Annotated in this window: 19 protein-coding genes; 10 read left to right on the top strand and 9 right to left on the bottom strand. The window is 74.2% G+C overall.

The annotated features are described in order from the left end of the window. Positions 1 to 101 precede the first annotated feature (101 nt). The 6 genes from ACLF5H_RS10175 to ACLF5H_RS10150 all read left to right on the top strand — a co-directional run bounded on the left by ACLF5H_RS10175 (position 102) and on the right by ACLF5H_RS10150 (position 4,791). Positions 102 to 1,166 carry a lipoate--protein ligase family protein gene (locus ACLF5H_RS10175; protein WP_421675737.1) on the top strand — a complete coding sequence of 355 codons (1,065 nt, stop codon included), beginning with the start codon at positions 102 to 104 and terminating at the stop codon, positions 1,164 to 1,166. Between the two features lie 188 nt (positions 1,167 to 1,354). After that, entirely contained in the window at positions 1,355 to 1,867 is a 513-nt protein-coding gene (locus ACLF5H_RS10170; RefSeq protein WP_421675736.1) for an SAV_915 family protein, read from the top strand. Beyond that, positions 1,864 to 2,169 carry a DUF6317 family protein gene (locus ACLF5H_RS10165; RefSeq protein ID WP_421675735.1) on the top strand — a complete coding sequence of 102 codons (306 nt, stop codon included), beginning with the start codon at positions 1,864 to 1,866 and terminating at the stop codon, positions 2,167 to 2,169. The genes ACLF5H_RS10170 and ACLF5H_RS10165 overlap by 4 nt, the downstream gene beginning before the upstream one ends. Further along, positions 2,166 to 3,476 carry a hypothetical protein gene (locus ACLF5H_RS10160; protein WP_421675734.1) on the top strand — a complete coding sequence of 437 codons (1,311 nt, stop codon included), beginning with the start codon at positions 2,166 to 2,168 and terminating at the stop codon, positions 3,474 to 3,476. Before ACLF5H_RS10165 ends, ACLF5H_RS10160 begins: the two co-directional genes overlap by 4 nt. Next, on the top strand, positions 3,454 to 4,008 hold the full coding sequence (locus tag ACLF5H_RS10155; RefSeq protein WP_421675733.1) for a hypothetical protein: 555 nt from the start codon (positions 3,454 to 3,456) through the stop codon (positions 4,006 to 4,008). Before ACLF5H_RS10160 ends, ACLF5H_RS10155 begins: the two co-directional genes overlap by 23 nt. A 99-nt stretch (positions 4,009 to 4,107) precedes the next feature. Further along, the gene (locus ACLF5H_RS10150) at positions 4,108 to 4,791 is read left to right on the top strand and encodes a hypothetical protein (RefSeq protein WP_421675732.1); all 684 of its coding nucleotides are present in this window, start codon (positions 4,108 to 4,110) and stop codon (positions 4,789 to 4,791) included. Positions 4,792 to 4,814: 23 nt separating this feature from the next. Here the strand turns inward: ACLF5H_RS10150 and ACLF5H_RS10145 are convergent, their stop codons facing one another. From ACLF5H_RS10145 to ACLF5H_RS10130, 4 genes are all read right to left on the bottom strand, one after another. Then, on the bottom strand, positions 4,815 to 5,417 hold the full coding sequence (locus ACLF5H_RS10145; protein ID WP_421675731.1) for an FHA domain-containing protein: 603 nt from the start codon (positions 5,415 to 5,417) through the stop codon (positions 4,815 to 4,817). Continuing rightward, positions 5,401 to 7,401, bottom strand: coding sequence for an AAA family ATPase (locus ACLF5H_RS10140; RefSeq protein WP_421675730.1), 2,001 nt, complete (start codon positions 7,399 to 7,401; stop codon positions 5,401 to 5,403). Before ACLF5H_RS10140 ends, ACLF5H_RS10145 begins: the two co-directional genes overlap by 17 nt. A gap of 68 nt (positions 7,402 to 7,469) precedes the next feature. Beyond that, positions 7,470 to 9,110, bottom strand: a complete 1,641-nt coding sequence (locus tag ACLF5H_RS10135) for a hypothetical protein (protein ID WP_421675729.1) — start codon at positions 9,108 to 9,110, stop codon at positions 7,470 to 7,472. After that, positions 9,107 to 12,178, bottom strand: a complete 3,072-nt coding sequence (locus ACLF5H_RS10130; RefSeq protein WP_421675728.1) for a protein kinase domain-containing protein — start codon at positions 12,176 to 12,178, stop codon at positions 9,107 to 9,109. The genes ACLF5H_RS10135 and ACLF5H_RS10130 overlap by 4 nt, the downstream gene beginning before the upstream one ends. 170 nt (positions 12,179 to 12,348) lie before the next feature. Here ACLF5H_RS10130 and ACLF5H_RS10125 point away from each other — a divergent pair, with 170 nt between their 5' ends. Further along, on the top strand, positions 12,349 to 13,560 hold the full coding sequence (locus ACLF5H_RS10125) for a macro domain-containing protein (protein WP_421675727.1): 1,212 nt from the start codon (positions 12,349 to 12,351) through the stop codon (positions 13,558 to 13,560). Here the strand turns inward: ACLF5H_RS10125 and ACLF5H_RS10120 are convergent. After that, entirely contained in the window at positions 13,535 to 14,212 is a 678-nt protein-coding gene (locus ACLF5H_RS10120; RefSeq protein ID WP_421675726.1) for a 4Fe-4S single cluster domain-containing protein, read from the bottom strand. The genes ACLF5H_RS10125 and ACLF5H_RS10120 overlap by 26 nt on opposite strands. Before the next feature lie 237 nt (positions 14,213 to 14,449). On the opposite strand from ACLF5H_RS10120, the gene ACLF5H_RS10115 reads away from it, so the two are divergent. From ACLF5H_RS10115 to ACLF5H_RS10105, 3 genes are read left to right on the top strand one after another with little or no spacing between them, the layout of a single operon-like run. Continuing rightward, positions 14,450 to 15,178, top strand: coding sequence for a hypothetical protein (locus ACLF5H_RS10115; protein ID WP_421675725.1), 729 nt, complete (start codon positions 14,450 to 14,452; stop codon positions 15,176 to 15,178). A gap of 41 nt (positions 15,179 to 15,219) precedes the next feature. Further along, entirely contained in the window at positions 15,220 to 15,984 is a 765-nt protein-coding gene (locus ACLF5H_RS10110; protein ID WP_421675724.1) for a hypothetical protein, read from the top strand. Next, a complete protein-coding gene (locus ACLF5H_RS10105; protein WP_421675723.1) occupies positions 15,959 to 17,581 on the top strand; it encodes a hypothetical protein in 1,623 nt (540 codons plus the stop codon). The genes ACLF5H_RS10110 and ACLF5H_RS10105 overlap by 26 nt, the downstream gene beginning before the upstream one ends. Positions 17,582 to 17,674: 93 nt before the next feature. Here the strand turns inward: ACLF5H_RS10105 and ACLF5H_RS10100 are convergent, their stop codons facing one another. The 4 genes from ACLF5H_RS10100 to ACLF5H_RS10085 are packed head-to-tail and all read right to left on the bottom strand — an operon-like array spanning position 17,675 to position 22,662. Further along, entirely contained in the window at positions 17,675 to 18,328 is a 654-nt protein-coding gene (locus tag ACLF5H_RS10100) for an RES family NAD+ phosphorylase (RefSeq protein WP_421675722.1), read from the bottom strand. Beyond that, positions 18,328 to 18,993, bottom strand: coding sequence for a hypothetical protein (locus tag ACLF5H_RS10095; RefSeq protein WP_421675721.1), 666 nt, complete (start codon positions 18,991 to 18,993; stop codon positions 18,328 to 18,330). The genes ACLF5H_RS10100 and ACLF5H_RS10095 overlap by 1 nt, the downstream gene beginning before the upstream one ends. Continuing rightward, complete coding sequence (locus ACLF5H_RS10090; RefSeq protein WP_421675720.1) at positions 18,990 to 20,429, bottom strand: CHAT domain-containing protein; 1,440 nt, start codon at positions 20,427 to 20,429, stop codon at positions 18,990 to 18,992. The genes ACLF5H_RS10095 and ACLF5H_RS10090 overlap by 4 nt, the downstream gene beginning before the upstream one ends. Beyond that, positions 20,311 to 22,662, bottom strand: coding sequence for a hypothetical protein (locus ACLF5H_RS10085; RefSeq protein ID WP_421675719.1), 2,352 nt, complete (start codon positions 22,660 to 22,662; stop codon positions 20,311 to 20,313). Before ACLF5H_RS10085 ends, ACLF5H_RS10090 begins: the two co-directional genes overlap by 119 nt. Positions 22,663 to 22,941 lie beyond the last annotated feature (279 nt).

Raw genomic sequence — 22,941 nt, 5'->3', positions numbered from 1 at the left:
CCTTGACACCGTTTTGACGGAGCCTGGGTCGGGCGGCCCGCGGGGAACACCCCGGGGCGGCGGTGCGTTGATCACGCTGAGGGAAACGGAGGGCCCAGGCGGTGCACGGAGAGTACAAGGTGCCCGGCGGCAAGCTGGTCGTCGTGGATGTGGAGACGGACGGCGGCGTGCTGCGCGACGTCCGGGTGGCGGGGGACTTCTTCCTGGAGCCGGACGAGGCGCTGGACGCGGTGAACGGCGCGCTGGAGGGCGCCCCCGCGGGTACGGACGCGGCCGGGCTCGCCGCGCGGATCGAGGCGGCGCTGCCCGCGGGCACGGTGATGTACGGGCTGACGGCGGAGGGCGTCGCGATCGCGGTGCGCCGCGCGCTGGCGCACGCCACCGACTGGACGGACTACGACTGGCAGTTGATCCATGAGGGCCCTCAGTCCCCGGCCCTGCACATGGCCCTGGACGAGGTGCTGACCGCCGAGGTGGCCGCGGGCCGGCGCCCGCCGACGCTGCGGGTGTGGGAGTGGGGCGCCCCCGCGGTGATCATCGGCAGCTTCCAGTCGCTGCGCAACGAGGTGGATCCGGACGGCGCCGCCCGGCACGGCATCGAGGTGGTGCGGCGGATCTCCGGCGGCGGCGCGATGTTCGTGGAGCCCGGCAACACCATCACGTACTCCCTGTCGGTGCCCGAGTCCCTGGTGCACGGCCTGTCCTTCCAGGACAGCTACGCCTATCTGGACGACTGGGTGCTCGCCGCGCTCGCCGACATGGGCATCCGGGCCTGGTACCAGCCGCTGAACGACATCGCCACCGACCAGGGCAAGATCGCGGGCGCCGCGCAGAAGCGGGTCGTGGGCCCCGGCGGCGGACCGGGCGCCGTACTGCACCATGTGACCATGTCGTACGACATCGACGCCGACAAGATGACCGAAGTGCTGCGCATCGGCCGGGAGAAGCTGTCGGACAAGGGGACGAGGAGCGCGAAGAAGCGGGTGGATCCGCTGCGCCGGCAGACCGGGCTGGCCCGTGAGGCCGTCATCGACCGCATGATCGCCTCCTTCCGGGCGCGCTACGGCCTCGCCCCGGGCGAGGTCACCGGCGAGGAGCTGGCGCGGGCGCGGGAACTGGCGCGGACGAAGTTCACGACCGGGGAGTGGACCGCGCGGGTGCCGTGACCGTGCGCCCGCGGGGACGCGATTCAGGGCAAGGTCAAGGCATGCCCATGCCCAGTCCAAGCCCCTGTATGAGTTCCGTGCACGTCGGGGCCGCGGCCCCGACATAGCCGGATTTGCCCCGCCGCCCGCTGGCTACCGTGGTCGGGCCTGAATCGGCCACGCACGACCACGGGGAAGAGGTGACGGCGGTGACGGCGCCGATACGTTCACGCCTGCTCGATTTCGTGGAGCCGGAGCCTGAACCGCCGGGCGCGGAGCCCTCGGAGGACGCGCCCCGACCGCGCCGTTCGGCCCTGCTGGACCTCGCCGGTTCCGCCCCCGCGCCGCCGCCCGCCGATGACGGCCGCCCCGGTCCCCGGCCGGGTGTGCCGCCGTACCACACGCCGGTGTGCGTGCCCGCGCATCCGCGTTCGGTCGCCGGGACCGGCAGCGACGGCCGCCCGGCCCGGCTGCCCTTCATCGTGCTGGAACTCTTCGCCCACTCCGCGCACGGCACCGTCGCCTTCGCCTTCACCTCCCCGGCGAGGCTGGCCGCGGCGCTCGGCGAGGCGCAGCCGTGGGTGGCCGGTTCGCTCGGTCCGCTCGCCGAGGAGCTGGACGGGCGGGGCGTCAGGGTCCTGCTCGATCCGCGCGTCGCGCCCGGAGCATCCGACTGGCGGCCCGAGGACCTGGCCGCCCTCGCACAGGAGGTACGCCGGTGACGGCCGACTTCAAGGTCATCTACGACGACCTCAGCGGGCTGGCCAAGACCTTCCACGACCAGGCGGGCGACTATCGCAAGCTCGCCCCGGACGTGTCCCCGGCCGTCGTCAGCGGCGGTGATCCCGCGCTGGACGCGGCCGTCAAGGAGGTCGCGGACCTCATCATCGGCCTGCACACCGTGCTCGCCGACCGGATGGACGACCACGGCGACAAGGCCGCGTACGCGCGCGACTCCTTCCACCGGCACGACGTGGACATCCACGGCGTCTTCGACGATCTGACGGACGGGCTGGACGGATGAGCGACAGCTGGGTCGGCGGCGACATCGGCGGGCTGCACACGATGGCCACCACGTACAAGAACGCCAAGGACAAGCTCGACGGCGTGGTCAAGCCGCTGGGCACGGCGGTGGAGAAGCTGGCGGGCGACGCGGACTGGAAGGGCGAGGCGGCCGAGACGTTCCGCGGCAAGTGGAGCGAGGACGAGATCACGGCCGGTGGCTTCGCCGAGCTGGTGCACCAGGCGGGCACCATTCTGGGCACCCTCGCCGACGCCCTGTCCACCTGTGAGACGTCCCTGCAGAACGCGGAGCACACGGCGTCCCGCAAGGGCGTGGTCTGCGATCCCAAGGGCGCGCCGCAGCCGATCATGACGGCGAACCCGCCGAGCGCGGACGACCAGAAGACCATCTCCGCGATGAACGACTACGCGAAGGTGCGCGACCGGATCCTGCACACCGCCCAGCACGCGCGCATCGAGGCGGCGCAGCAGCTGTCGGACCTGTACGACCAGGTGACCTCCAAGGACGACTCGGTGGCCACCGGCGACAAGGTCACCATCGCGGACTATCTGCGCGGCCTGTACGCGTACGACGCCGAGGACGCCCGCGCCGGTGGTGAGAAGGCCCGTGCCAAGCTGGACGACGCCAAGCAGGCGGCGCAGGACGCCAAGAAGGAACTGCGCGCCGAACGCAAGGCGTACCAGAAGGCGGGCAAGGCGTTGCCCAAGGACCTGCCCGCCAAGGGCGCGTACAAGGACGCGCTCACCAAGGTGGACGACCTGGAGGACGCGATCGCGCGCGCCGAGAACGGCAGCACCAAGCTGCCGTACGACCGGGCGCTGAACGTGAAGCTGGCCGACGCGGCGGATCTGCTGCGCGCGGGCAAGAGCCTGGAGGCGGTGCCGGACTTCCTGAAGGAGATCCCGGTGCTGGACGTGGCCGCGGCCGGTGCGTGCGGTCTGCTGGAGGCGTCCGACGACCACGACAAGGGCTGGTCGTGGCAGAAGTCGATCGCCGTGGACGGCGGCGCCAACATCGCGGGGCTCGCCGCCGGTACGGCCATCACGGTGGGCGGCGCGGCCCTGGTCACGGCCGCCCTGCCGGTGGAGGTTCCCACGGCCGTGGTGGTCGGGGTCGGCGGTGCCGTGGTCATCGGCGCGACCGGCGTCATCGACCACTCCCTCCACGAGCACTGGAGCGAGGACATCCACGACCACGGTGTGGTCGGCGGTGTGCTGACAGGCTCGGGGCATGTGCTGTCCAAGACCGGCGGCGACTTCGTTCGACTGAAAGACGATGTGTGGCATGGCATCAAAAGCATCTTCTGAGGCCGCGGCCTCCCCGGCGCCCGTCCGGATCCCCGAGCTGCCGGGGCTCGGCACCACCTGGTACGCGCGCGGGCCGCGCTACTGGCTGCGCCGTACGGTCAACACCCTGTTCCTCTTCCTGGTGTTCGCGTTCCTCTGCTACATCGCGCTCGTGCTGTACTCGGGTGCGCCGCGCACCTATCTTCCCCTCCGCGCGCGCCGGGTCTGGGACATCGTGCAGATCGTCGCCTCCTGCGTGACCCTCGTCTGGGGCTGGGTCAGCCAACGGCGCAAACTGCGTCGGCTGCTGCAGGATCCGCCGGCGCCTGGCGCGGTCCGCGCGGTCAGGCAGGCCGAGTCCCGACGCGCCGTGTACTGGTCCCGGGCCGGCCTCATCCCGTTGCTGCTCGCCTCGCCGATCCTGCCGCCGATCGTCGCGTGGTGCGTCGGCGCGATGACCGCGCTCCTCGCCGTCCGTGAATCACCGAGCGAGGTCGGCGCCCGCCGCTGGCTGGAGGAGCAAAAGGGGCGGAGCGGTACGTCACGGAGGTGAGCCGGTGATCGCGTGGACACCCAGCGAGTTCACGCTTCCACCGCACAGACAGTCGTGTGACACTGTCGTCCCCGTCCCCCCTCCCACGAGATGTGCGCCGTGCGTTCTCTGCCTCTGCCGCTCGCCCTCACCGCCCGGCTGACCCCGGTCGCGGTCCTCGCCTGCGCCGGGTGGGCGCTGTCCACCACCCCCGCCGCGCCCCAGGCGTCCACCGCCGGGCACCGATCGGAGGCGGGCACACCCGACCGGTCCTCGCCCTCCGCAGCGCCCTCCGCCCCGGCCGCGGCGAAGGCGTACTCCACCGCCTCCTCGCCCTGCTCCGCCGTGTCCGCCTCGACCGTCGGCGACCTGGTGCCCGGCGCGAAGACGGCCGGCAAGGAGATCCCCTCGACCGACCCGAAGCTGCGCCGCACCTGCTCCTGGAACGCCCTGCACGGCTACGCCTACCACTGGCTCGACGTCTCCTACGAGATCAGCGGCTCCGCGGACGAGGCCAAGCAGGAGTTCCAGCAGCAGGTGAGCCGGAAGAACGGCGGCGGCAGCGTGCCGGGGCTCGGGGACAGCGCGTACTCGGTGGTCGACCTGTCCACCGAGGACAAGCAGCAGACCCGCGAGGGCGTGGTGATGGTGCGCGTCTCCAACGCGCTGGTCGTGGTGACGTACAGCGGCAGCGACTTCGACACGAAGAAGGCGCCGGGGACGGACGAGATCAACAAGGGGGCCATCAAGGTGGCGCGGGCGGCGGTCGGGGCGCTCGGGGGCGGGCAGTCCGGGTCCGGCTGATCGTCGTCCTGCCCGCCCTCCGGCTAGGGCGCCGCGTCCCCGGGGTCCGCCTCGACCCCCCGGACGACGAAGGCGACCTCGGGGCCGAGGTCGACCTGGTCGCCGTCGCGCAGCCGGACCGGCGAACCCGGCACCAGGACACGGTCGTTGACGCGGGTGCCGTTGCTGGCGCCGCGCGGCACCTCGGTCAGCCAGGCGGCCCCGTCCGGGGTGTGGACGAGGGTCGCGTGCCGGGCCGAGACCGTGTCCTCGTCGGCCAGGAGTTCGGCCGCCTCGGGGGCCCAGCTCGCGCTGCGCCCCAGCCGGATCTCCGAGCCGCGCGGTACGTCGAGGTGCCGGCCCCCGCCCCGGAAGACCAGCCGCAGCACGCCCCCCGCGAGGCGGCGCGCCGGCCGGTCCGGGGCACCGGCCGGGTTCAGGCATCCGGGGCACCGGCCCGCACCGGCGGGGACGACCACACCGCAGTGCACGCAGCGCTCGCCGACGGCGGGCGCTGGCGACGGTGGCGAGGGCCGGGGCGGGGCCGGGGCGGCCGGGTCGATGACGTCCCAGTCGTCCTCGTCGCCGTAGCCGTCGTCGTAGCCCTCGTCGTCGCCCTCGTCGTGGCCGTCAGGCGCCTCCGGCATCCGTGGCCCCCTTCTTGATCACGACCGTCGTGTCCACCCGTCCGCTCTCGGTCTCCGTCACGCCGGTCACCACGACCGTGCTGCCCGGCCCGAGGTCGGGCGCCGCGAACAGCTCCCGGGCGAGCGGGTTGATGAGATGCGTCTCCAGCACCATGCCGATGCCCCGGCCGCCGTTCCACTTGTCCCGTGTGCAGTGGTCCAGGAGTTCGCGCCGGGCGTCGCCCTCGATCTCCAGGGCGAGTTGGTGCCCCTGCGCCAACTGGCGCTGGATGTTGCCCACCTGGAGATCGAAGATGCGCTCGGCGATCGGGTCGGAGATGAAGTCGAAGACGACGACATTGCCGCCGATCCGGTTCATCAGCTCCGGGCGGCCGATGACCTGCTCGAAGTGCTTCTTGACGTTGTCCTTGACCGTGGCCTCCAACTCCTTGTAGGGCGTGCCCGGTTCGACGATCCACTCCCGTTCCTTGGTGTCCGGGTCGGTGCGCTGGACGCCGAGGTTGGAGGTGAAGATGAGCACGCACTCGCTGAAGTAGGTGGTGACTCCCTGCCCGTCGGTGAGCCGGCCGTCCTCCAGGACCTGGAGGAACTTGTCGAGGATGCCCTTGTCGGCCTTCTCAATCTCGTCGAAGAGGATGACGCGGAAGGGGTTCTCCCGTACGGCGGAGGTCAGTTCGCCGCCCGCCTCGTAGCCGACGTATCCGGGCGGCGCGCCCACCAGCCGGTCGGCGGAGTGGGCGGCCGAGAACTCGCTCATGTCGAAGCGGAGATACGCCTGGTCGCTGTCGAAGAGCACGGAGGCCACGGCCTTGGCCAGTTCGGTCTTGCCGGTTCCGGTCGGGCCCGCGAAGAACAGCACACCGCGCGGCCGGTGCCCCGGGTTGGTGGCCTGCGCCCCGGAGAGCCCCAGCGCGGCCCGCTTGAGGATGTCCAGGGTCATCGCCACGGCCGCTTCCTGCCCCAGCACGCGCCGGGGGATGGACCGTTCGTTGGCCGGGTCCTCGCCGTCGAGGATGCGCCGACGGATCTCGCCCCGGCTCCAGGGGTTCTTCTCCACGCCGAGCCGGTAGATCCGTACGGCGTCGGGCATGGCGGTGAACGGCATGCCCCGGGAGCGGGCGAGCTTCACACTCTCCTCCATGGCCCGCAGGCTCAGTCCGGTGGCCGCCCGGGCGAACGCGCCGACGGAGCGCGCCGCCTCCTGCGCGTCGGTGCCGCCGGACGCGGCGGGGGTGCCGCCCGATCCCTTCCCGGTGTACCGGCCGTAGCGCTCGCGCAGCAGCCGCGCCATCGTCGTACGTTCGTCCGCGTCCGGCTCCGGCACGGCGACGGCCCGGATCCGCTCGCTGCCGGAGATCAGCCAGCCCGGTATGTCCCGCTCCCCCTCGGCGAGCCAGATCACCGGGTTGAACCGGCCCGGCTCGTCGGGGACGACGGGGTTGCCGGTCCAGGGCTCCAACGGCTTGGCCTCGGTGGCGAGTTTGAGGCAGGCGAGGAAGAAGTCCCGCTCGTCGGGGGTCAGCCGGGACGGGTCGGTGAGCAGGCGGGAGGCGTGGTCGACGACCAGCGCCACCCGCAGCGGGCGCAGCCGGCGCCCGTCCCGCAGCATCTCCTCGCGCTGCTCCGCCCACCCGGTGGTGATGTTCCGCATCTGGTCGAGCACCGCCTGGCGTTGGGCGGCGTTCTGGCCGGGGAACTCGCGCGGGCCCTTGAGCAGTTCCTCCAGGGCGGTCCGGGTCTCCCCGTCCCCGGCCGCCACATGGAATCCGCCCACCTGGTCGCAGAGCACCAGCGCCTGGTAGCCGATCTCCCGCAGCGGGTTCCACAGCACGTCGAGCAGCGGATGGAACCGGTCCCGGCCGCGCCGGTTGACCAGATGCAGATCACGGATGTTGCCGTGCAGGACGTACTGCGCGTGCACGCCGAGCGTTCCGATCAGCTCCTCCACGAAGGGCGGGAGCCGGTCTTCCTTGGACAGTTCCATCGTTCCTCCCCCTGGCACGCGGACCCGGGCCGCGTACCGGCGTGCTGTTCAGTGGTGGCACCGGCAGGTCAGCGGCGTTCTCGGCGGCGCTCGGCACCGTCGACGGTCTTGTGCAGCGGGCCCGCCGCGCTGGTGTCCGGCGGCGGGGCGGTGTCCTCCCGGCGCGGCTCGTCGAGCGACACGGCGCCCTCCCCCGGTATGCCGGGCAGCGCCCCCTCGGTGCGTACCTGGAACTCGATGTCGAGCCCCATGTCCTTGATGATCCCCTGGAGTTCGGCGAGCCGCTCGGGGGTCTCCGCGCAGCGGGCGTCGTCGAGGGCCCGCTGCTCGGGTGTCCGCTCCGGGCCGCCGCGGTACATGGCCGCGACCCGCAGCTCGCCGTCGGCCACGGTCGCCCTGAGCCAGTGATCGGGCTCCCAGCCGTCCGGCGTCCAGTCGAGACGGATCTCCTGCCCCTCGGGCCGGCCGCTCTCGGTGGGCCCGCCGAACCTCCTGGCCAGTTCCTCGACGGCCTTGGCGCACTGGTCCCGGACGTAGATGGTCTCCAGTGCGCAGCGCCGCTCCTCCACGGCGTGTTCGACCAGCTCCAGTTCGTCGCGGGTCAGCGGGACCGCGTCGTCCAGGGTCCGGCGCAGCAGTGCCACGGCCCGCGGTGCCGGGGCCAGGTCCTCGGCGCCGTCCGGGGTCTCGTAGACGAGGAAGTCGTAGTGCAGCGCGGCGCGTTCCTGGGCCTCCCGGGTCAGGCGCGCCTCCTTGTTGGCGTCGCGGACGTACTTGCGTGCCTCGTTGAGGTGGATGCGCGCCCGGCGGGGGTCCTCGGCCGCGCGGCGCACGGCGTGCCGGACGGCTCCCGCGGCGAGTTCGGCGGCCTCGGAGACGGCGTAGGGGTCGAGACCGCCGAGGATCTCCGCCCCGGCCCTGCGGACCTCGTCGGTGTCCGGGCCGGGGCGGGGGCTCCGGTCGGCGCTCTGCGGGGGCACCCGGCGTTCCTCGGCCTCGGCGGTGCGCTCGGCGCCGAACCGGTCGAGGGCCCGGCGCCGGCTCTCGCGGAGGGCGTCCTGCCAGGCGTCGCCGTCCTCGTCCAACCGGAGTACCGCGCCGAGGCGTCGCTGTTCCCAGGCGGCGTGCCGTTCCTCCGCCCGGCGCACGTCCTCCTCGAAGCGGGCCAGTTGCCGCCGCAGGTCGCCCAGTCGCTCGCCGACCGGCTCCAGCGGCGGCGGCAGATCGGGACTCGGCGGGGCCCCGCCCGGGCCGCCCGCGGCGGTGGCCCGGGCCACCCCGGCGGTGGCCCGGGCCACCCGTGCGAGCAGGGCGCGCCTGCGGGCGTTGATCCGTACGGCGGCGAACGCGGCGTCCCGCCACTGCTCGGCGGCGGTCGCGGCCAGCGCCTGTTGCCGTTCCAGACAGCGCTGTTCCTCCCCGGCCCGCACCGCGGCGGCGGCGAGCACCCGGGTGGTGAGCAGGGCGGCCCGGCCGACGAGCAGGGCACCGCTGAGCGAGCCGAGCGCCTGGAGCGCGGCGTCACCGACCTGATGGACCAGGTGCTGGGCCGCGTCACCGGCGTGGGCGGAGAGGTGCCCGGCCGCGCCGTGCGTGTGCAGCATGCCGGTGTGCGGCAGCGCCTGCGGGTCGACGGGGGGCGGGGGCGGCGGGAAGGTCACGGTGGGCGCCACCATGTCCACCATCGGAAAGGCGAGACCCGAACTCATGCCTGTCCTCCTGTGCTTTCGGACTCCGTCTCCGCGGCCGTCTCCGACGGGGGCGCGGAGGTCGTCGCGGGCGTCGCGGGCGTCGCGGTTGTGGTCGGGGGTGTGGTGGGGGGTGTTGCTGCGGGGGGCGGGGCGGGGGTGGCCGCGGGCTCCGTCGTGGGCGTGGCCGCGGGCGGCGTGGCAGGCGTGGCCATGTCCGTCGTGGCAGGCGTTGTTGCGGACATCGTCGCGGGTGTGCCCACAGGCTCCGTCGTGGGCGTGGCCGCGTCCGTCATGGCGGGCGTGACCGCAGACACCGTCGCGGCCGTGACCACGGACGCCGTCGCGGAAGTGTCCACGGACATGGCCGCGGGCATCGCCGCGGACGTGCCCGTAGACGGCGTCACGGCTGGCGCCCCGGGCTCCGCCGTGGACTGTGGCTCCGCCGTCATCCCGGCCGGCGCCTCGGAGCGCGCCTCGGCGGTCGTGGCGGACCGCGCCTCGGCCGCCGTCGCGGACCGCATCCCAGTCGCCGCAACGGACCGCGTCCCGGACGCCGCAGCGGGCCCCGTCCCGGTCGTCGTCCCGGGCGGCAGGGTCTCCGCCCACCGTGCCCGGAGCGCCCGGCGCCGGGCCAGGAGACGGCGCGGGTTCCATCGGTACAGGCGGTTGCCCCGGCGGCGGCGACGGCGCTCATGGCGGCCGCGCCACCACCAGGCCAGCAGCCGCCGCAGCCCCCACTCGGGCTCGGGATCGAGCGGCAGACCGGCGGCCCGTAGCCGCCGACGCTCGTGCCGGCCGCGCCACCAGGCAAGCAGGCGGCGCAGGCTCCACTCGGACTCCGGGTCGCGCGGCCGTCGCAGCCGCCGGTGGGCGAGGCAGCGTCGGGCGCTCCACACGGCGACGGCGACCGCCGAGGCGAGCGGCCACACCCAGGGCGCGCGGACGAGCGCGTAGAAGCCGAGGAAGACGGCGAGCACGAGCAGCGCCGCCGTGACGTAGCGGCCGGCCCGGGTGCGCGCCAGCCGGGCGGGGCGCTCCGCGTGCCGGATCAGCAGGCCCGCCAGCGATCTCTCCGGGTGGTAGAAGGGCGGCCCGATGTACGCGGCGGTCCACAGCTCCACCGCGAGGACGAACGCGGCCGCGGGCAGCGCCTCGAGCCACGCCGTCACGACCGCGCCCTGTGGCGCACGCCCCAGTACGTCGGCGAGGCCGATGACGAAGGTCCAGGGCGCCGTGACGAGCGTGGCGCCGAGCAGGGCCCAGCCCAGCGTGGGCAGCCGGTCCAGGCGCCGCAGTACGGCGAGGAGTCCGGCCTGGTCCGCCGCGAGCAGCCGGTCGGTCTCCTGGACGAGCCGCCGCCGCCTGAGCTCCTCGGCCGCGATCTCCGCCTGGCCGTACAGGAGATGGGCGGCGAGCAGGCGCAGATCGTCCTCCCGGGCGTCCAGCAGCGCGTCGAACCAGGGGACGCGTTCCGGGAGCAGGGCGCGCCTGCGCAGGATGTCGTCGGTGAGCCGGCTCCTGGTGCGTTCCGGTTCGCGGGCCAGCTGGAGGAGCCAGGCGTCGACCGCGACGGTCCGCCGCAGGGCCGCCGCGGTGCCGGGGAGGGTGCCGATCTCATGGCCGCGCAGCTCCCGTACCGTGGGTTCCCAACCGGCCCGCAGGGTGTGCCAGACGCGCCCCGTCTCGTCCAGTCCGTGGCCGCCGGGCCGCTGGGCGAGTCCGGTCAGTACGGCGGGCTGCTCACCGAGGTGCCGGAGCAGGGAGACGGCGTCGGCGTTGCCGTCCCTGGCCCCCTGGCACAGCAGCCGCATGCTCCGTACGTCCAGGTCCGCTCCGTGCCAGGAGACGTCGAGGGCGGGGCCGAGCCAGTTCAGGAGCCGCACCACGGTGCCGACGGACGGCGGCCGGTCCAACTCGGTCCGCAGCGCGGCGAGTCGGCGCAGTTCCTCGGGGCTGCGGTCGCCGAGGGTCTCGAACTGGCCCAGCCATTCGACGAGTCGGGCCCGGTCGTCGGCGGCGGCCAGCATGCGGGCCGCGGAGACATGGTTCTGGTCCAGGTGCAGGGCGAGCGCGTCGGTCCCGACGAACTCCCGGCCCATGAACGGGAAGGGCCGGATCGCCGGGCGCGTCTCCTCGTCGTCGAAGATCCGCTCGTCGGTGCGCGGGGCGACGTCGGGGTCCTTGCCGTCCAGCCAGTCCGCCACCTGCTCGGCGTGCCAGCGCTTCTCGGGGGCCCGGGTGAGCAGCCCCTCGCAGAGCCGCCGGGTCCTGCGGTCGCCGATGCCGCTCAGATCGGGGTCGTGCGTGGCGATCTCCGCGAGCACCTCCTCGTCGCGGCGGAAGTCGATCGGGTGCTTGCCGAGGGCGAGTTGGGCGATCACCATGCCGAGCGACCACCAGTCGCCGGCCTCGGAGACGGTCTGCCGCAGCAGCCCGGCCTCGGGCGCGAGGTAGAGGGGTTTGCCCCGCCAGTCGGTGCGGGGCTCCTCGGCCTCGTCGGGCCGGTGGACGGCGGCGCCGAAGTCGATGAGGACGAGGTCGGCCGTGTCCGCGCGGCGGGTCTGCACCATGATGTTGTCGGGGGTGATGTCCCGGTGCACGACGCCCCGTTCATGCAGGGCGGTGACGGCGTCGTACAGCTGGCTCACCAGGCTTCTGACGGCCTCGGGGCGCAGTTCCCCGGAGTGGTCGGCGCGGTATCCCGCCAGGTCCTCCTCGCCGTGCGACCAGTACAGGTGCCAGGGGTGCCCGTGCGCCTCGCCGGTCTCCAGGAGCCGTTCCAGGTGGGGGGTTTCCTCCTCGGCGAGTTCCCGCAGCTCCTGCTCGACGGCCGGGCCGGGGGCGTGCAGCCGGTGGTACCACTTGAGCACCAGGGGTATCTCGGGCGCTCCATGACGGCTCGTCAGGTCGCGCACCCTGAGCACCACGGCCTCGGCGGGCCGCCGCACCCGGGACAGCTCGGCGACGAGCAGGAACCGGTCCGCCAGTTCCTCGGGCACATCGGAAAGGACCGGACGCGTCTCCACGGCACGGGCATTGGTGAAACTGTCCTCGACGGGCAGGACTCGGGTGGGCGGCGTGCTCATCGACTTCCGATCTTCCGGGAAACACGCTGGGCGCGCCAGAGAGGCGCGGCGCGGAACGAATCGGCGCGATGCGCGGGTAGCGGGACGCCGAAGATATCCGAAATCCCTTCCCGGGAAGGGGAGTTTCCCGCAACTTCAACGGGTAATCCGCCGGGTCTACGATGTTCCTCATGCACCCGTTGCCCGCGCACGAAAGCCTTGTGGAAGAACTCCGGGAAGTGCGGCGCCGCGGTCTGCCGGGGCTGCGCCACTGCCCCCGGGACGCGCTGCGCGAGGCGGCCGTCGCGGCCGGTCTGTGCGGCGGGGAGCAGGACGAACAGAGCGGCATCGAGGAGCTGCTGGGCGCGGCGGTGCGCCGACTGGCGGGCGGGCACCCGGTGCGGGACGACGACTCCAGCGATCCGCTGGCCCGCGCGGCCGCCCACACCTTCGGGATCTTCCCGGCCCGCCGCGGGGTCCCCGGCACCGACCGGCGCAAGGCAGCGGCGGGTGTCTACGGGGTGACCACCGAGCGCTTCCGCAAGAGCCAGGAGCGCGAGGTCGTCGCCGAACTCGCGGCGGCGGTCCTGGCGGTGGCCCGGGAGGCGCGGACGCGGGAGACGGCCGGGCCGGTGACCGGCGACCCCTGGACGCTCGGCCCGCGGGAGCCGGCGACCCTGCCGCCCCCGGCACCGGCGACCCTGCCGCCCCCGGCACCGCCCGGCCATGCGATACCCGCCGCCCGTGTCCCGGCCCGGCCCCCGGGTGCCCGGCCGGGCGCCGCCGCGGCGACGGGCCGGATCACGGTCCGCACATGCCCGATCGAGCTGGTGCGGGACGTGGACATCCTGGTCTCCTCGGAGAACACGTTCCTGGAGATGTCCAAGACGTTCCGCTCCACGGTGTCCGGGGCGCTGCGGCGGGCCGCCGCGCTGCGGGACGCCTCGGGCGAGATCGTGGACGACGTCCTCGCCCGCGAACTGGGCGTGTGGCTGCGGACGCACGAGCGGCCGGGCGGGCCCGTGCGGCCGGGCACCGTCGTGGCCACGTCGTCCGGCGCGCTGGCCGCGCAGGGGGTACGGCGCGTCCACCACGCGGCGATCGCGGCCCCGGTCGGCAACGGCGAGCGCTATCACGTGACCCCCGCCGTGCTGGCGGAGGCGGTGCGTGCCTCCTTCGAACTGGCCCGCCAGGAGGCTGAGTTCCTGGCGCTGCCGATGTCCTCGATCTGCTTCCCGCTGATGGGCACCGGCCGGGGCGGGCTGTCCGTGCCGGCCGCGGCGCGCGCGCTGGTCGGCGCGATCGGGCAGGAGCTGCGCCGGGACCCCTCCTGGTCGGTGCTGATGGTCACGCCCGACGAGGGCCACGCCCGGCTGCTCATGGCCGCCAGCTCCGCTCGGTGAAGGCGACCCCGCCGCGCCTGAGCAGGCGTTCCATCTCGGTGAGTTCCCCGCGCAGCGGCACCCCGTACAGCCGCAGCTCCCGGCCCTCGCCGCCGCTCAGCTGAAGGCGCCGGCCGGTCGACTCCCGGTCCAGGTACGGGGCGTAGCGGGCGGCGCCGCGCGGGGTCAGGGCCTCGATGCGCTGGTTGGCGGAGCCGCGCCAGAGCAGCCGGGTGGGCTCCGCGACCCGGAACCGGCCGGTGATCACGGCGTCCGCGCCGGTGAGGGCCCGGCGCCGTTCGGGCGTCAGCTCCTCGGGCTCGTACCCCGTGTACACCAGCAGGTCGGGGGAACGGGGCCCGGCGCTCCCCTCGTGCCGCCGGGCCTCGTCCCTCAACCGCGCCGCCCCCGCGAGGAGTTCCGCGAGCGCCGCCGCCTGCTGGAGGGGCTCGCCGCCGCTGACCGTGAGGCCGTCCGCCCCTTCGGCAAGGGCCTCCCGCCAGCGTCCGAGCACCTCGGGGACGGTGGTGGGCGCCCCGGCCGCCGGGTCCCAGGTGTGCCGGGACATGCATCCGGCGCAGGCCAGCGTGCAGCCCTGGAACCAGATGCCGAGCCGCTTCCCCGGGCCCAGCGTCTCCAACGGGTAGTGGGTCCCGTCGAGGCGTATTTCCACGGCGTCTCCTCCTCGTACCGGCAGCGAGTATCCAGTGCGCGAAGCCGCGCCCGCAATTGCCGGAAGGCGTTCGTCCGGCCGCCACCCGGGCGGGATCCGGTTGTTTTCCGGAACCGCGGAAGACAGAGATCGAGTTCCTTGAAATCCCCGTCCCGGCAGGGGTTTTGCTCCGCTACTCTCTCCCCCATCGCAGCGACTTACCGACCCGGACCGCGCGAGGAATGGGGGATCTTCGAAATGATCAACAAAGGTCGAATAAATGTCCGGGTCCAGCGGCGGAGAGCCGGTTCCCTCTCCTCGCTGCGGGCCCGGTTCCACGGCCGCCGGGACGCGGACGGGCTGCGGGAGATGCTGGCGGACGCCTACGCCGGGGGCGCGCCCTCCGAAGAGGACCTGCCGCCCTACGTCCTCGGCCTGCACGCACAGGTGCGGCACAGCACCGCGCGGCTGCGCACCCGCACCCTGACGGCGCACCGGGCGCTGCACGTCCGGATCCAGAGCGAGTCGGTGCGGGTGGTCAACCAGTACACCGAGCGCGGGGAGCCGGCTCCGGCCGCGCTCGCCCGGTTCGGCGAGTGGGTCGCTCAGTGGCGCTCGGCCGCCTCGGTCTGCCGCCAGCAGGCGCAGCAACTCGCCGACGAGGCCAATCAGTTGATCGCCTGCTATTGGGACGCCGCCTGGGTCCGCGCCCGGCGCGGCGACCGGGTGGGCGGACGGCGGCCCACGGGCTGGCTGCCCGGGAAGATCGTCCTGGACGGCACCTGGGCCCATCTCGACGACGGGCTGCTCAGCGACCGCTGGTACGCCCCGGACGCGCCGGGGCGCGACGCCGATCCGTCGGCGGTCGCCCAGGCCCTGCACATCCTCGACCACCAGTCCGCGCGCGGCCGTTCGGACCGGACCCGGCACGGCGACGCTTCGGACCGGACGCGGCACGGCGACGCCTCGAAGGGCGGCCGCAGGTGATCACCGCTCATCGACTTCCAGGAAGGCCAAGGAACATCATCGTGCAGCACTCGGCCCGGACCGGTCGCCGGTCCACCGTCCGCGCCGCCCGCCGGCTCGCGGTCCTCGTCCCCCTGGTGTGCGCGCTCGGCGCCCTCGTGTCGTGCAGCAAGCAGGAGGAAGCCCTCACCACGCCCTGCGGCCTGGTCATCGACGGTTCGGGGTCGGCCGCCGCGGCGAAGGAGGGATTCGACTCGGAGGCCAAGCTCAAGGACACCCTCGGCGGGTTCCTCACCGACCAGAAGTGCGGGACCCTCGACTTCGCCCCCGTCACCCGTTCCTCGCGCAGCTCGTCCTGCCGGCAGGACGAGGTGGACCTCGACCCGCCGCACGACGCGAACACCGACCAGAAGGCGCAGCGGGCCGGCGCCCAGCGGGACGCCGCCGTCGCGGCGCTCGCCGAGCTCAAGTGCGCGCGCACGCAGAACGGTTCGGACGTGTGGGGGGCGCTGACCCGCATCGGGGAGGCCGTCCCCACCGGCGGCCCGACGCCGAAGCTCCTCGTCGTGAGCGACTTCGACCAGGCCGACCCGGAGTTCCATCTGTCGCGGCAGGACATCACCACCAAGACCGCGCGCGCCAAGGTCATCGACTCGCTGGTGGACAAGCGCGGCATGCCCGGCATCAAGGGGATGGATGTCTTCCCGGTCGGGCTCGGCATGCAGTACAAGGCGAAGCCCAGCGAGGCCGCCGACTTCGATTCCTTCTGGACCGAGGCACTCGAAGGGAAGGCCAAGGCGCATGTCGACGACAAGTACCGGGGCTGAGGAACCGCAGCCGCGCCGACGGCGGATAGCCCGCTATCTGCCGTTCACGGGCGGCGGTGCCCGGCCGGGCACCGGAACCCGGCCGGGGCCCGCCGCGGGCGCCGCGCGCACCAGTCGGCTGCCGCTGGTCATCGGCGACCGGGGCGAACGCGACCTCCTCCAGGACGCCCGGAAGCGGGGGCGGCAGGACGCGCGCCGCAAGACGCTGGACCCATGGGTGCTCAACAGCGGCGACCGGGTGCCGTACTTCGCGGAACTGGCGTCCGTACGGGACGTCGTCGTCCACCGGATCGAGGAGGAGCTGAACCTCCGCGAGGAGGCGGCCCGGCTGCTGGACGCCCGGGCGGGCTCCGAGGTGACCGCCGGGGAGATCGAGACCAGGATCCTGGACGAGCGGCTGCGCGAGGTGGAGCAGGAGATCGAGACGGCCCGCCGCCAGCTCGATCTGCTGGCCGCCCGCTCGGCCCGCTGGCTCCGCTTCCGGGACAGTCTGCGCGAACGGGTGGAGGAACGCTGGCTCCAGGCCCGCTTCCCGGAGACCGCCCGGCCCCCCGCCACCGGCTCCGGGGACCCGCCGGACGGTGGCATCCGGGAGGACGCACCGGAACAGGCCCCGGCCGGCAAGGCCGCGGCGGCCGATCCGGGCGACGACTGGCAGTCGGTGACCACCACCGGCGCCCCGGACGGCACCGCCGCCGCGGCGATCCGGGACGTGTACCGCGCCGCGAGCGCCGAGGCCCGCGACACCGCGTCCAGCTACGGCTGGGAGGGGCTGCAGACCCGCCCCGGGCTGCCCCGGTGGATGACCTGGGCCCTGCTCGCCGTGATCATGGCGGTCGAGGTGCCGATCTACTGGGTCGCGTACCAGCCCTTCCACGGGGTCGGCAGCACCGGCGGGGACTTCATGTCCGGGGGCCTCGCGCTCTCGTCCGCCGTCATCATGCTGATCCTGCCGCACCTGTCGGGGCTCATGCTGCGCTGGCGTTCGGCGACGGGCTCGCCGCGCCTCGGCTGGCTGCCCGCGGTGTCGCTGCTCGGTGTGTGGGGCGGGCTGACCTGGGGGCTGGGCCTGCTGCGCGCCAAGTTCGTGACCCAGCACGACAGTCCGGCCCCGGCGGCGGGGGCCGCCGGCTTCCGCGGGATCGGCGGCTCCGGCGCCGACACCCAGACGCTGGTGGACCGGCTGCATCTGTCGAGCCAGACGGTGACCTGGCTGTTCTGCGCGCTGCTGCTGCTCTCGGGCGGGGTCGGCTTCATGCTCGGCCTGTTCCGTGAACACCCCTTCCTCGACGCCTTCCGCACGGCCCTGGAACGGCGTACCGGGCTGCTGCGGCGGCAGGAGGAGAGCATCGCCGTCACCGAGCGGGCACGGGCCGCCCAGGAGACGGCCGAGGACCGCCAGCGGGCCCGCCGGGAGGCCGCGAACGAACGGACGGCCTCCGCCCGCCAGTTGTACGAGGCCGCCGCCGCCCGGTATCTGGGGGAGGTCATGACGGCGTCGAAGGACCCGGCCGTGACGGAGTCGGCGATGCGGCTGTCCCGCAACTGGCCGCTGCTGCCGGCCTCGGCCCGCCGCGAGACGGCCCGGGATCGCTGAACGACCACTGGGCGCAAGCCCGTTGGGCCGTATACACGAAGGCCCCGACCCCGCTGATCCGGGTCGGGGCCCTCGCCCGTGCGGGGCCCGCGCTCACTCCTCCTGCGCGGAGATGACCGCGTGCAGCGGTGCCAGCAGCTTGTTGACCCTGCGCGCGTCCTCCTTCGCCGCCAGCCGGAGGCGGTCCCGCGGGCGGGGGTCGAGCGGGGCGGCCGGGCAGCGGTCCTGGAACAGCTGGAGCGCCGGGCGCGGCCTGCACCGCTTGGACGTCCACCACAGCCCCTGCACCGCGCTGCTGCGTTCGCGGATCACCCGTACCCAGTAGCGGGTGCCCGCGTAGTCGTCGGTGTCGATCAGCCAGCCGTCCTGCCATACGGCGGCCAGCCCCTCGGCGGTCGTGAGGTCCACCAGGGTCAGGTCGGCCGTGGTGCGGACCGCCGACAGGACGTACCGGGACGCCTGCGCCCATGGGATCTGCCGCACCCCGCCGCGGTCGCTGAACTCCACCGACCGCAGGAGCACTTCGGACAGCGCGGTGACCGGATCGAGGGCCGCGTAGAGGTAGGGGTAGGGATCCTTCTCGGTGGGATCGAAACGGCTGCCCTTGAAGAACTCGTGCGCCACACTCGGGTTGAACTCGCCGGGCGCGTACTGCTCCTCATGGCACCGCCAGACGACGGTACCCGCCGTCACCACGGTGACCACCGGAGTCATCACGGCGTCCCGGGGCGGGAGTTGACCGACCATCAGAGCGCCCTCACCAGTTCGGCGGCGGCGCGCTCCAGCTGTTCGTCGGGCAGCACCCCGAGCAGGTCCGCGGGGACACCGCCCAGCCAGCGATTGCCGCCCAGCCACCAGTCGGCGGCTCCCCAGGGATCCTGGTCCGCCCGCAGGAGTGCGTTGATCCGGCGTACGACGGGCAGCGGTTCGACCGTGCCGGCCCGGAACTGGAAGCCCGGGCAGCGGATGCCGCGCTCCGGGTCGCGCAGCCTGATCAGACCGGCGGGGGCGTCCGGTCCGCCGCGCAGCTCGGGGTGTTCCTCCTCGGTCAGCGCCGGTGCGGCGAGGAGTCGCAGCCGGGCCGCCCGCAGCAGTTCGGCGGGGTCGGGCGGCGGGGTGCCGAGCACCTGGAGCACGGCGTCGATCGTGGTGGGGCTGGGCAGTTCACGCGGGCCCGTGGCATAGCGGTGGCCGCCGAGCGCCTCGGACACCGGATGGTCGGGCGGCAGCGCGGACAGTGTCCGGCGCAGCCCGCGTACGGCGCGTGCGACACCCGGCGGATTCCCGGCGGCGGTCTCCTCCTTGATCTCCCGCAGGGTGCGCGAGAGCAGGTCCAGGTCGTCGTCGTCGAGGCCGGTGATGACGGTGGTCCAGTGGCTCTCCAGGAGCCTGAGCAGCTCCTCCGACGTCATACGCGCTCTCCTTCTTCGGGCCGGGCGGAACGCGCCGCCGGTGCGGGGTTGCCGTGGTGGACGAAGGCCGCCCAGGTGTCGGGCCGGTCCCGGAAGTCCTCCGCGAGGCGCCGGGCGGAGACGTGCTTCAGGGCGCGTACGGGCGGCCGTTCGCCCGGCGCGGTGAGCATCCAGCGCTGGGCGGCGCGCAGCGCGTCCGGCGGGGCGAGGCCCCGGGCGAGCGCGTCGTGCAGGACGAGCATGAGCACCTCGGAGCGCATGTCGTCGACCTTCCAGCGGGAGCCGACGGCGTCGGCGGCCAGCCGGTGCACCATGACCGAGGTGACGGTCAGGGCCTCGTCGTGGTCGCGGGTGGTCAGGTCCGTCTCGCAGCCGCCGCACACCACCAGCGGCCCGGCGGAGCGGAACGCGTCGCCCTCGGCGGGCGTCTCCAGCAGGGTGCTCAGGGTGAGGGCCCCGCCGGTGGCGGCCCCGGCCGGTGCGGCCAGATGGAGGGCCGACCGGGTCGGGTCGGGGCCCGCGAGCCCGTGGCAGGCGATGTGCACCAGGGAGGCGGGGGTGTCGGCCCGGCCGCCGAGCAGGGCGAGGACCGTCTCGGGGGTGGCGGGGTCCTCGTCGGGGCGGTGGATGACGGCGTCCGGGTAGTGGACCTCGGCCAGCGTCTCGATCTCGTCCTCGGCCCACTCCAGGTCGTCCGTGCCGTGGAACACCAGGGCCGGGCGCTCGGCGGGGCGCATGCGGCGGCGGGCGGCGGCGCGCAGGAACTCCCGGCCGGACGCGGCGTGCGTGAGGACGGCGACCTCGCAGGCCCGTACGGGACGCGGCACGCCGTACGCGGCGGGCGGGGTCAGGACGGCCGCCTGCCAGGGCACGACGCCGAGTTCACCGCAGGGCACGAGGACGAGCCGTACGGCCCGGGCGTCGAGGGCACGGACGGCCGCACCGGCCGCACCGAAGGCGCTGGTGGCCTCGCCGGAGGAACCGACGGCTTCCCCGGAGGCGGAGGCGGAAGCGGAGGCGGAAGCGGAGGCAGAGGCGGCGGCGCCGAGCAGCCCCGCCTCGCCGAGGGCGCGGTCCCAGACCCCGAGGTGATCCAGTACGGGACCCAGCACCTCGCCCGCCCACGCGCACATCCCGTCCAGCGCGCCGAGCCAGCGCCGCTCGGCGCGCCCGGCGTCCCTCGGGTTGACGGTGTCGGGGCCGTCGAGGGCGGCGGTCTCCAGGCGCTGCCGGTGCGCACCGGCCTCCAGGTACTCCGCCACGGGCGCGCGGCCCGCGGGGGTGAGGCCGGGCAGGGGCAGCGCCTCGGCGGGGCCGTCACGGGTGACGACCAGCACGGCGCCGTCCGTGCCGTCGACGCCTGGGACCAGGTACAGCAGCGCGTCCGCGCCCGTCCTCGCCAGCCCGGCGCGCAGATCGGTCCCGGCGGCGGGCACCGGCGGTGCGTCGGTGTCCTCGCTCCGGCCGCGCAGCGCGTCCAGGGAGCGGCGGCGCAGATCGCCGGGGAGATCGGGGGCGCCCGCGCCCGCCGCGGCCAGCACCTCCAGCGGTGAGCGGTCCCGCAGGACGCCGGACAGGCCGGTGCCGGCGGCCGACAGTTCCAGCAGGGAGCGGTCGTCGGCCCGGTCCGCGGACTCGTCGGCGGCGGCGCGCCAGCGCTCGGCGAGCCGGGTCTCGCCCAGGGCCGCGGTCGGCCGCCCCGCGCGCGATGCGCAGACCGCGGTGGGCGCCCTGCTGGAGCAGTACGTCGTCGGCGGCGAGCCGGAGCGAGGCACGGGCGAGGCCGACGGCCGCGCGCAGCTCGTCGGCGTCGGCCGCGTCCGCCCCGAGGGTGGCGCGCTTCGCCCGTAGCACGGCCAGGTCCCAGGTGAGGCGGGCGCCGTTGGGCATGCCGTCGGGCAGTTCCGCCAGGCCCCGGGTCAGCTCCGCGATCGCCTCGTCCAGCGGTTCGGGGTCCCCGGTCAGCTGGTGCAGGGTGTCCAGGGCGATGGCGATGCCGCCGCGCGCCCAGGGGCGGACGCCGGGGGTGAAGCCGGGGTTGTCCAGGGCCTTCCTGCTGCGCCGCACGCCCTCGGCGATACGGCTGGGATCCGACTCGGCGATCGCGGTCAGCGCGATCAGCCCGGCCCAGCTGCTGTCGAGGAGGCCGCGCAGGACGGGCACGTCCACGGAGGTCTCCACGGCCCGCTGGAGGTGGTGGGCGGCCGCCCGCAGATGTTCCGTCCTGTCGTCCGCCGAGGCGGCGAGCACCACGAGGCCCAGGTAGGCGTAGCCGAGCACGAAGCCGGTCAGGACGGCGGTCCATTCCTCGGCGCCCTCGAAGGTCTCGTCCAGCTCCAGTTCGCACAGCGCTTCGACGATGTCCTCGACCGCGTCGCCGTCACCGCTGTCCAGGGCGGCCGTCAGCCTGCCCTGGAGCCGGGTGACCTCCGCGCACAGACGCAGGCTCGCGGCCAGGTTGCCGTCCTCGGGGTCCTCGTCCCAGCGCTGGGCTTCGAGCAGGGTCCGGGACATGTCCTCGTCCTGGAGGCTGCCACCGGTGAGGAAGGCCGCGGCCAGCACCCCGGGCACGATGGTGCGCAGCCACTCGCGGTGGGTGCGGCTGTCGAGTTCCCCGGCGGTGTACGCCTCGTGCATCAGCCGCAGCGCCTCCCGGAACCCCTCCATGTCCCCGGAGCGTGCGGCGAGGGTGGTGTGCAGGAGGGCGGCGATCATCCGGGACTGGAGGGGCGCGCGGCTCTCCGCCCCCGGCCCGGGATCCCGTGTGCCGGTCAACTCGGCCAGCAGGTCGGAAAGTTCCTCGGGTGCGAGGGTCTCGGGGGACATCACCTCGGCCAGGGCGAGGAACCGGATGCGGGTGTGCCTGCGCTCCGCCTCCTCCTCGGGGTCGGCAAGGTCGCCGTCCGGTGCGGGGACGATCCCCTCCGCCTCGGGCGGCAGTTCCGCGAGGGTGTCCTCCAGCATGGCGAACAACGACGGCAGCAGGGCGCGCAGCGGTCCCGGCACCCGCATGTCCGGCATGGCTCCGAGGAGATCGCGGGCCCCGTCGGCGACCGCGCCCAGGTCGCCCTTGAGCACCGCCTCGGTCAGCGCCCCCAGCCCCCGCAGGCCGGCGCGCAGTTCGGGGGGCATCTGCTCCTGCTCCCGTTCGAGCAGCAGCCGTACGAGCAGTCCGGTGTCCTCCACCACGCCGGTGCCGCCGTGCGCGAGCGGGGCGCCGACGTTCAGCATGGACGTCAGCTGGTCGATGGTCCACCGGCTGTCGGACCCGGGCGACAGCTCGCGGTTCACCGCCGTCAGGCGTGAGCCGAGCAGGAGCACGAGGTCCCGGCGCGCGGCCTCCCGGTCCGCCTCGTCGAGCAGGGCCGAGGACCGGGCCTCGTCGAGCAGGCGCACCGCTCGCTCCCGGTCGGCCGGGGCGCCCGCCAGGACGAACCGCAGGGCGAGACATCTCCCGAGCCGCGCCGCCACCACCGCGGCCCCCGCCCCGCTTCCCTCAGCTGCCTCCAACTCGGCCTGTATCAGCGCCAGTTCGTCGATCAGCGCGTCGACTTCCGGCCCCCGTGTCCCCTCGTAGGCGCCCGGGTCCATCGGGACGGAGATCCCGGCCGCGCGGCCGAGCGCGGCGGCGACGCGGTCGCTCGCTGGTACGGCCCCGGCTCCACTCATACGTCATCCCCTCCGCCGCCATGGTGCCCGCTCCCCCGGTCCCGGCGGGCGGCGGTCGCGCACCTTCCCGGCATCCTGCCGGACAACGCCCGGTTCCCGGACGGATTCCGCCCGATCCGCGCGCTCCGGGGGGCCGACCGGCCCTCCCGCCGGGCGAGTTCGGGGCGTGATCGGCTCCGCCCATGGCACCGGGGCGGCGAACTCGCCATGCTGGACGCCTCGTTGCCCGCGTGAGGATCCGGGAAGGACCCGAGAAGGACTCGAGAAGAAGGGGGATGC

This window comes from Streptomyces sp. LaBMicrA B280 (genome assembly GCF_049222185.1).
Taxonomy (GTDB): domain Bacteria; phylum Actinomycetota; class Actinomycetes; order Streptomycetales; family Streptomycetaceae; genus Streptomyces; species Streptomyces murinus.
Note: the sequence above shows the minus strand (reverse complement) of the source record. Positions and strands in the feature narration are given on the sequence as shown.

Bases quoted from the DNA above. Each gene is read 5' to 3' on its own strand.
- ACLF5H_RS10115 (WP_421675725.1), top strand. From the start codon at position 14,450: ATGATCAACAAAGGTCGAATAAATGTCCGGGTCCAGCGGCGGAGAGCC.
- ACLF5H_RS10155 (WP_421675733.1), top strand. From the start codon at position 3,454: ATGGCATCAAAAGCATCTTCTGAGGCCGCGGCCTCCCCGGCGCCCGTC.
- ACLF5H_RS10125 (WP_421675727.1), top strand. From the start codon at position 12,349: ATGCACCCGTTGCCCGCGCACGAAAGCCTTGTGGAAGAACTCCGGGAA.
- ACLF5H_RS10145 (WP_421675731.1), bottom strand. From the start codon at position 5,417: ATGCCGGAGGCGCCTGACGGCCACGACGAGGGCGACGACGAGGGCTAC.
- ACLF5H_RS10085 (WP_421675719.1), bottom strand. From the start codon at position 22,662: ATGAGTGGAGCCGGGGCCGTACCAGCGAGCGACCGCGTCGCCGCCGCG.
- ACLF5H_RS10160 (WP_421675734.1), top strand. From the start codon at position 2,166: ATGAGCGACAGCTGGGTCGGCGGCGACATCGGCGGGCTGCACACGATG.
- ACLF5H_RS10100 (WP_421675722.1), bottom strand. From the start codon at position 18,328: ATGGTCGGTCAACTCCCGCCCCGGGACGCCGTGATGACTCCGGTGGTC.
- ACLF5H_RS10140 (WP_421675730.1), bottom strand. From the start codon at position 7,401: ATGGAACTGTCCAAGGAAGACCGGCTCCCGCCCTTCGTGGAGGAGCTG.
- ACLF5H_RS10105 (WP_421675723.1), top strand. From the start codon at position 15,959: ATGTCGACGACAAGTACCGGGGCTGAGGAACCGCAGCCGCGCCGACGG.
- ACLF5H_RS10130 (WP_421675728.1), bottom strand. From the start codon at position 12,178: ATGAGCACGCCGCCCACCCGAGTCCTGCCCGTCGAGGACAGTTTCACC.
- ACLF5H_RS10135 (WP_421675729.1), bottom strand. From the start codon at position 9,110: ATGAGTTCGGGTCTCGCCTTTCCGATGGTGGACATGGTGGCGCCCACC.
- ACLF5H_RS10095 (WP_421675721.1), bottom strand. From the start codon at position 18,993: ATGACGTCGGAGGAGCTGCTCAGGCTCCTGGAGAGCCACTGGACCACC.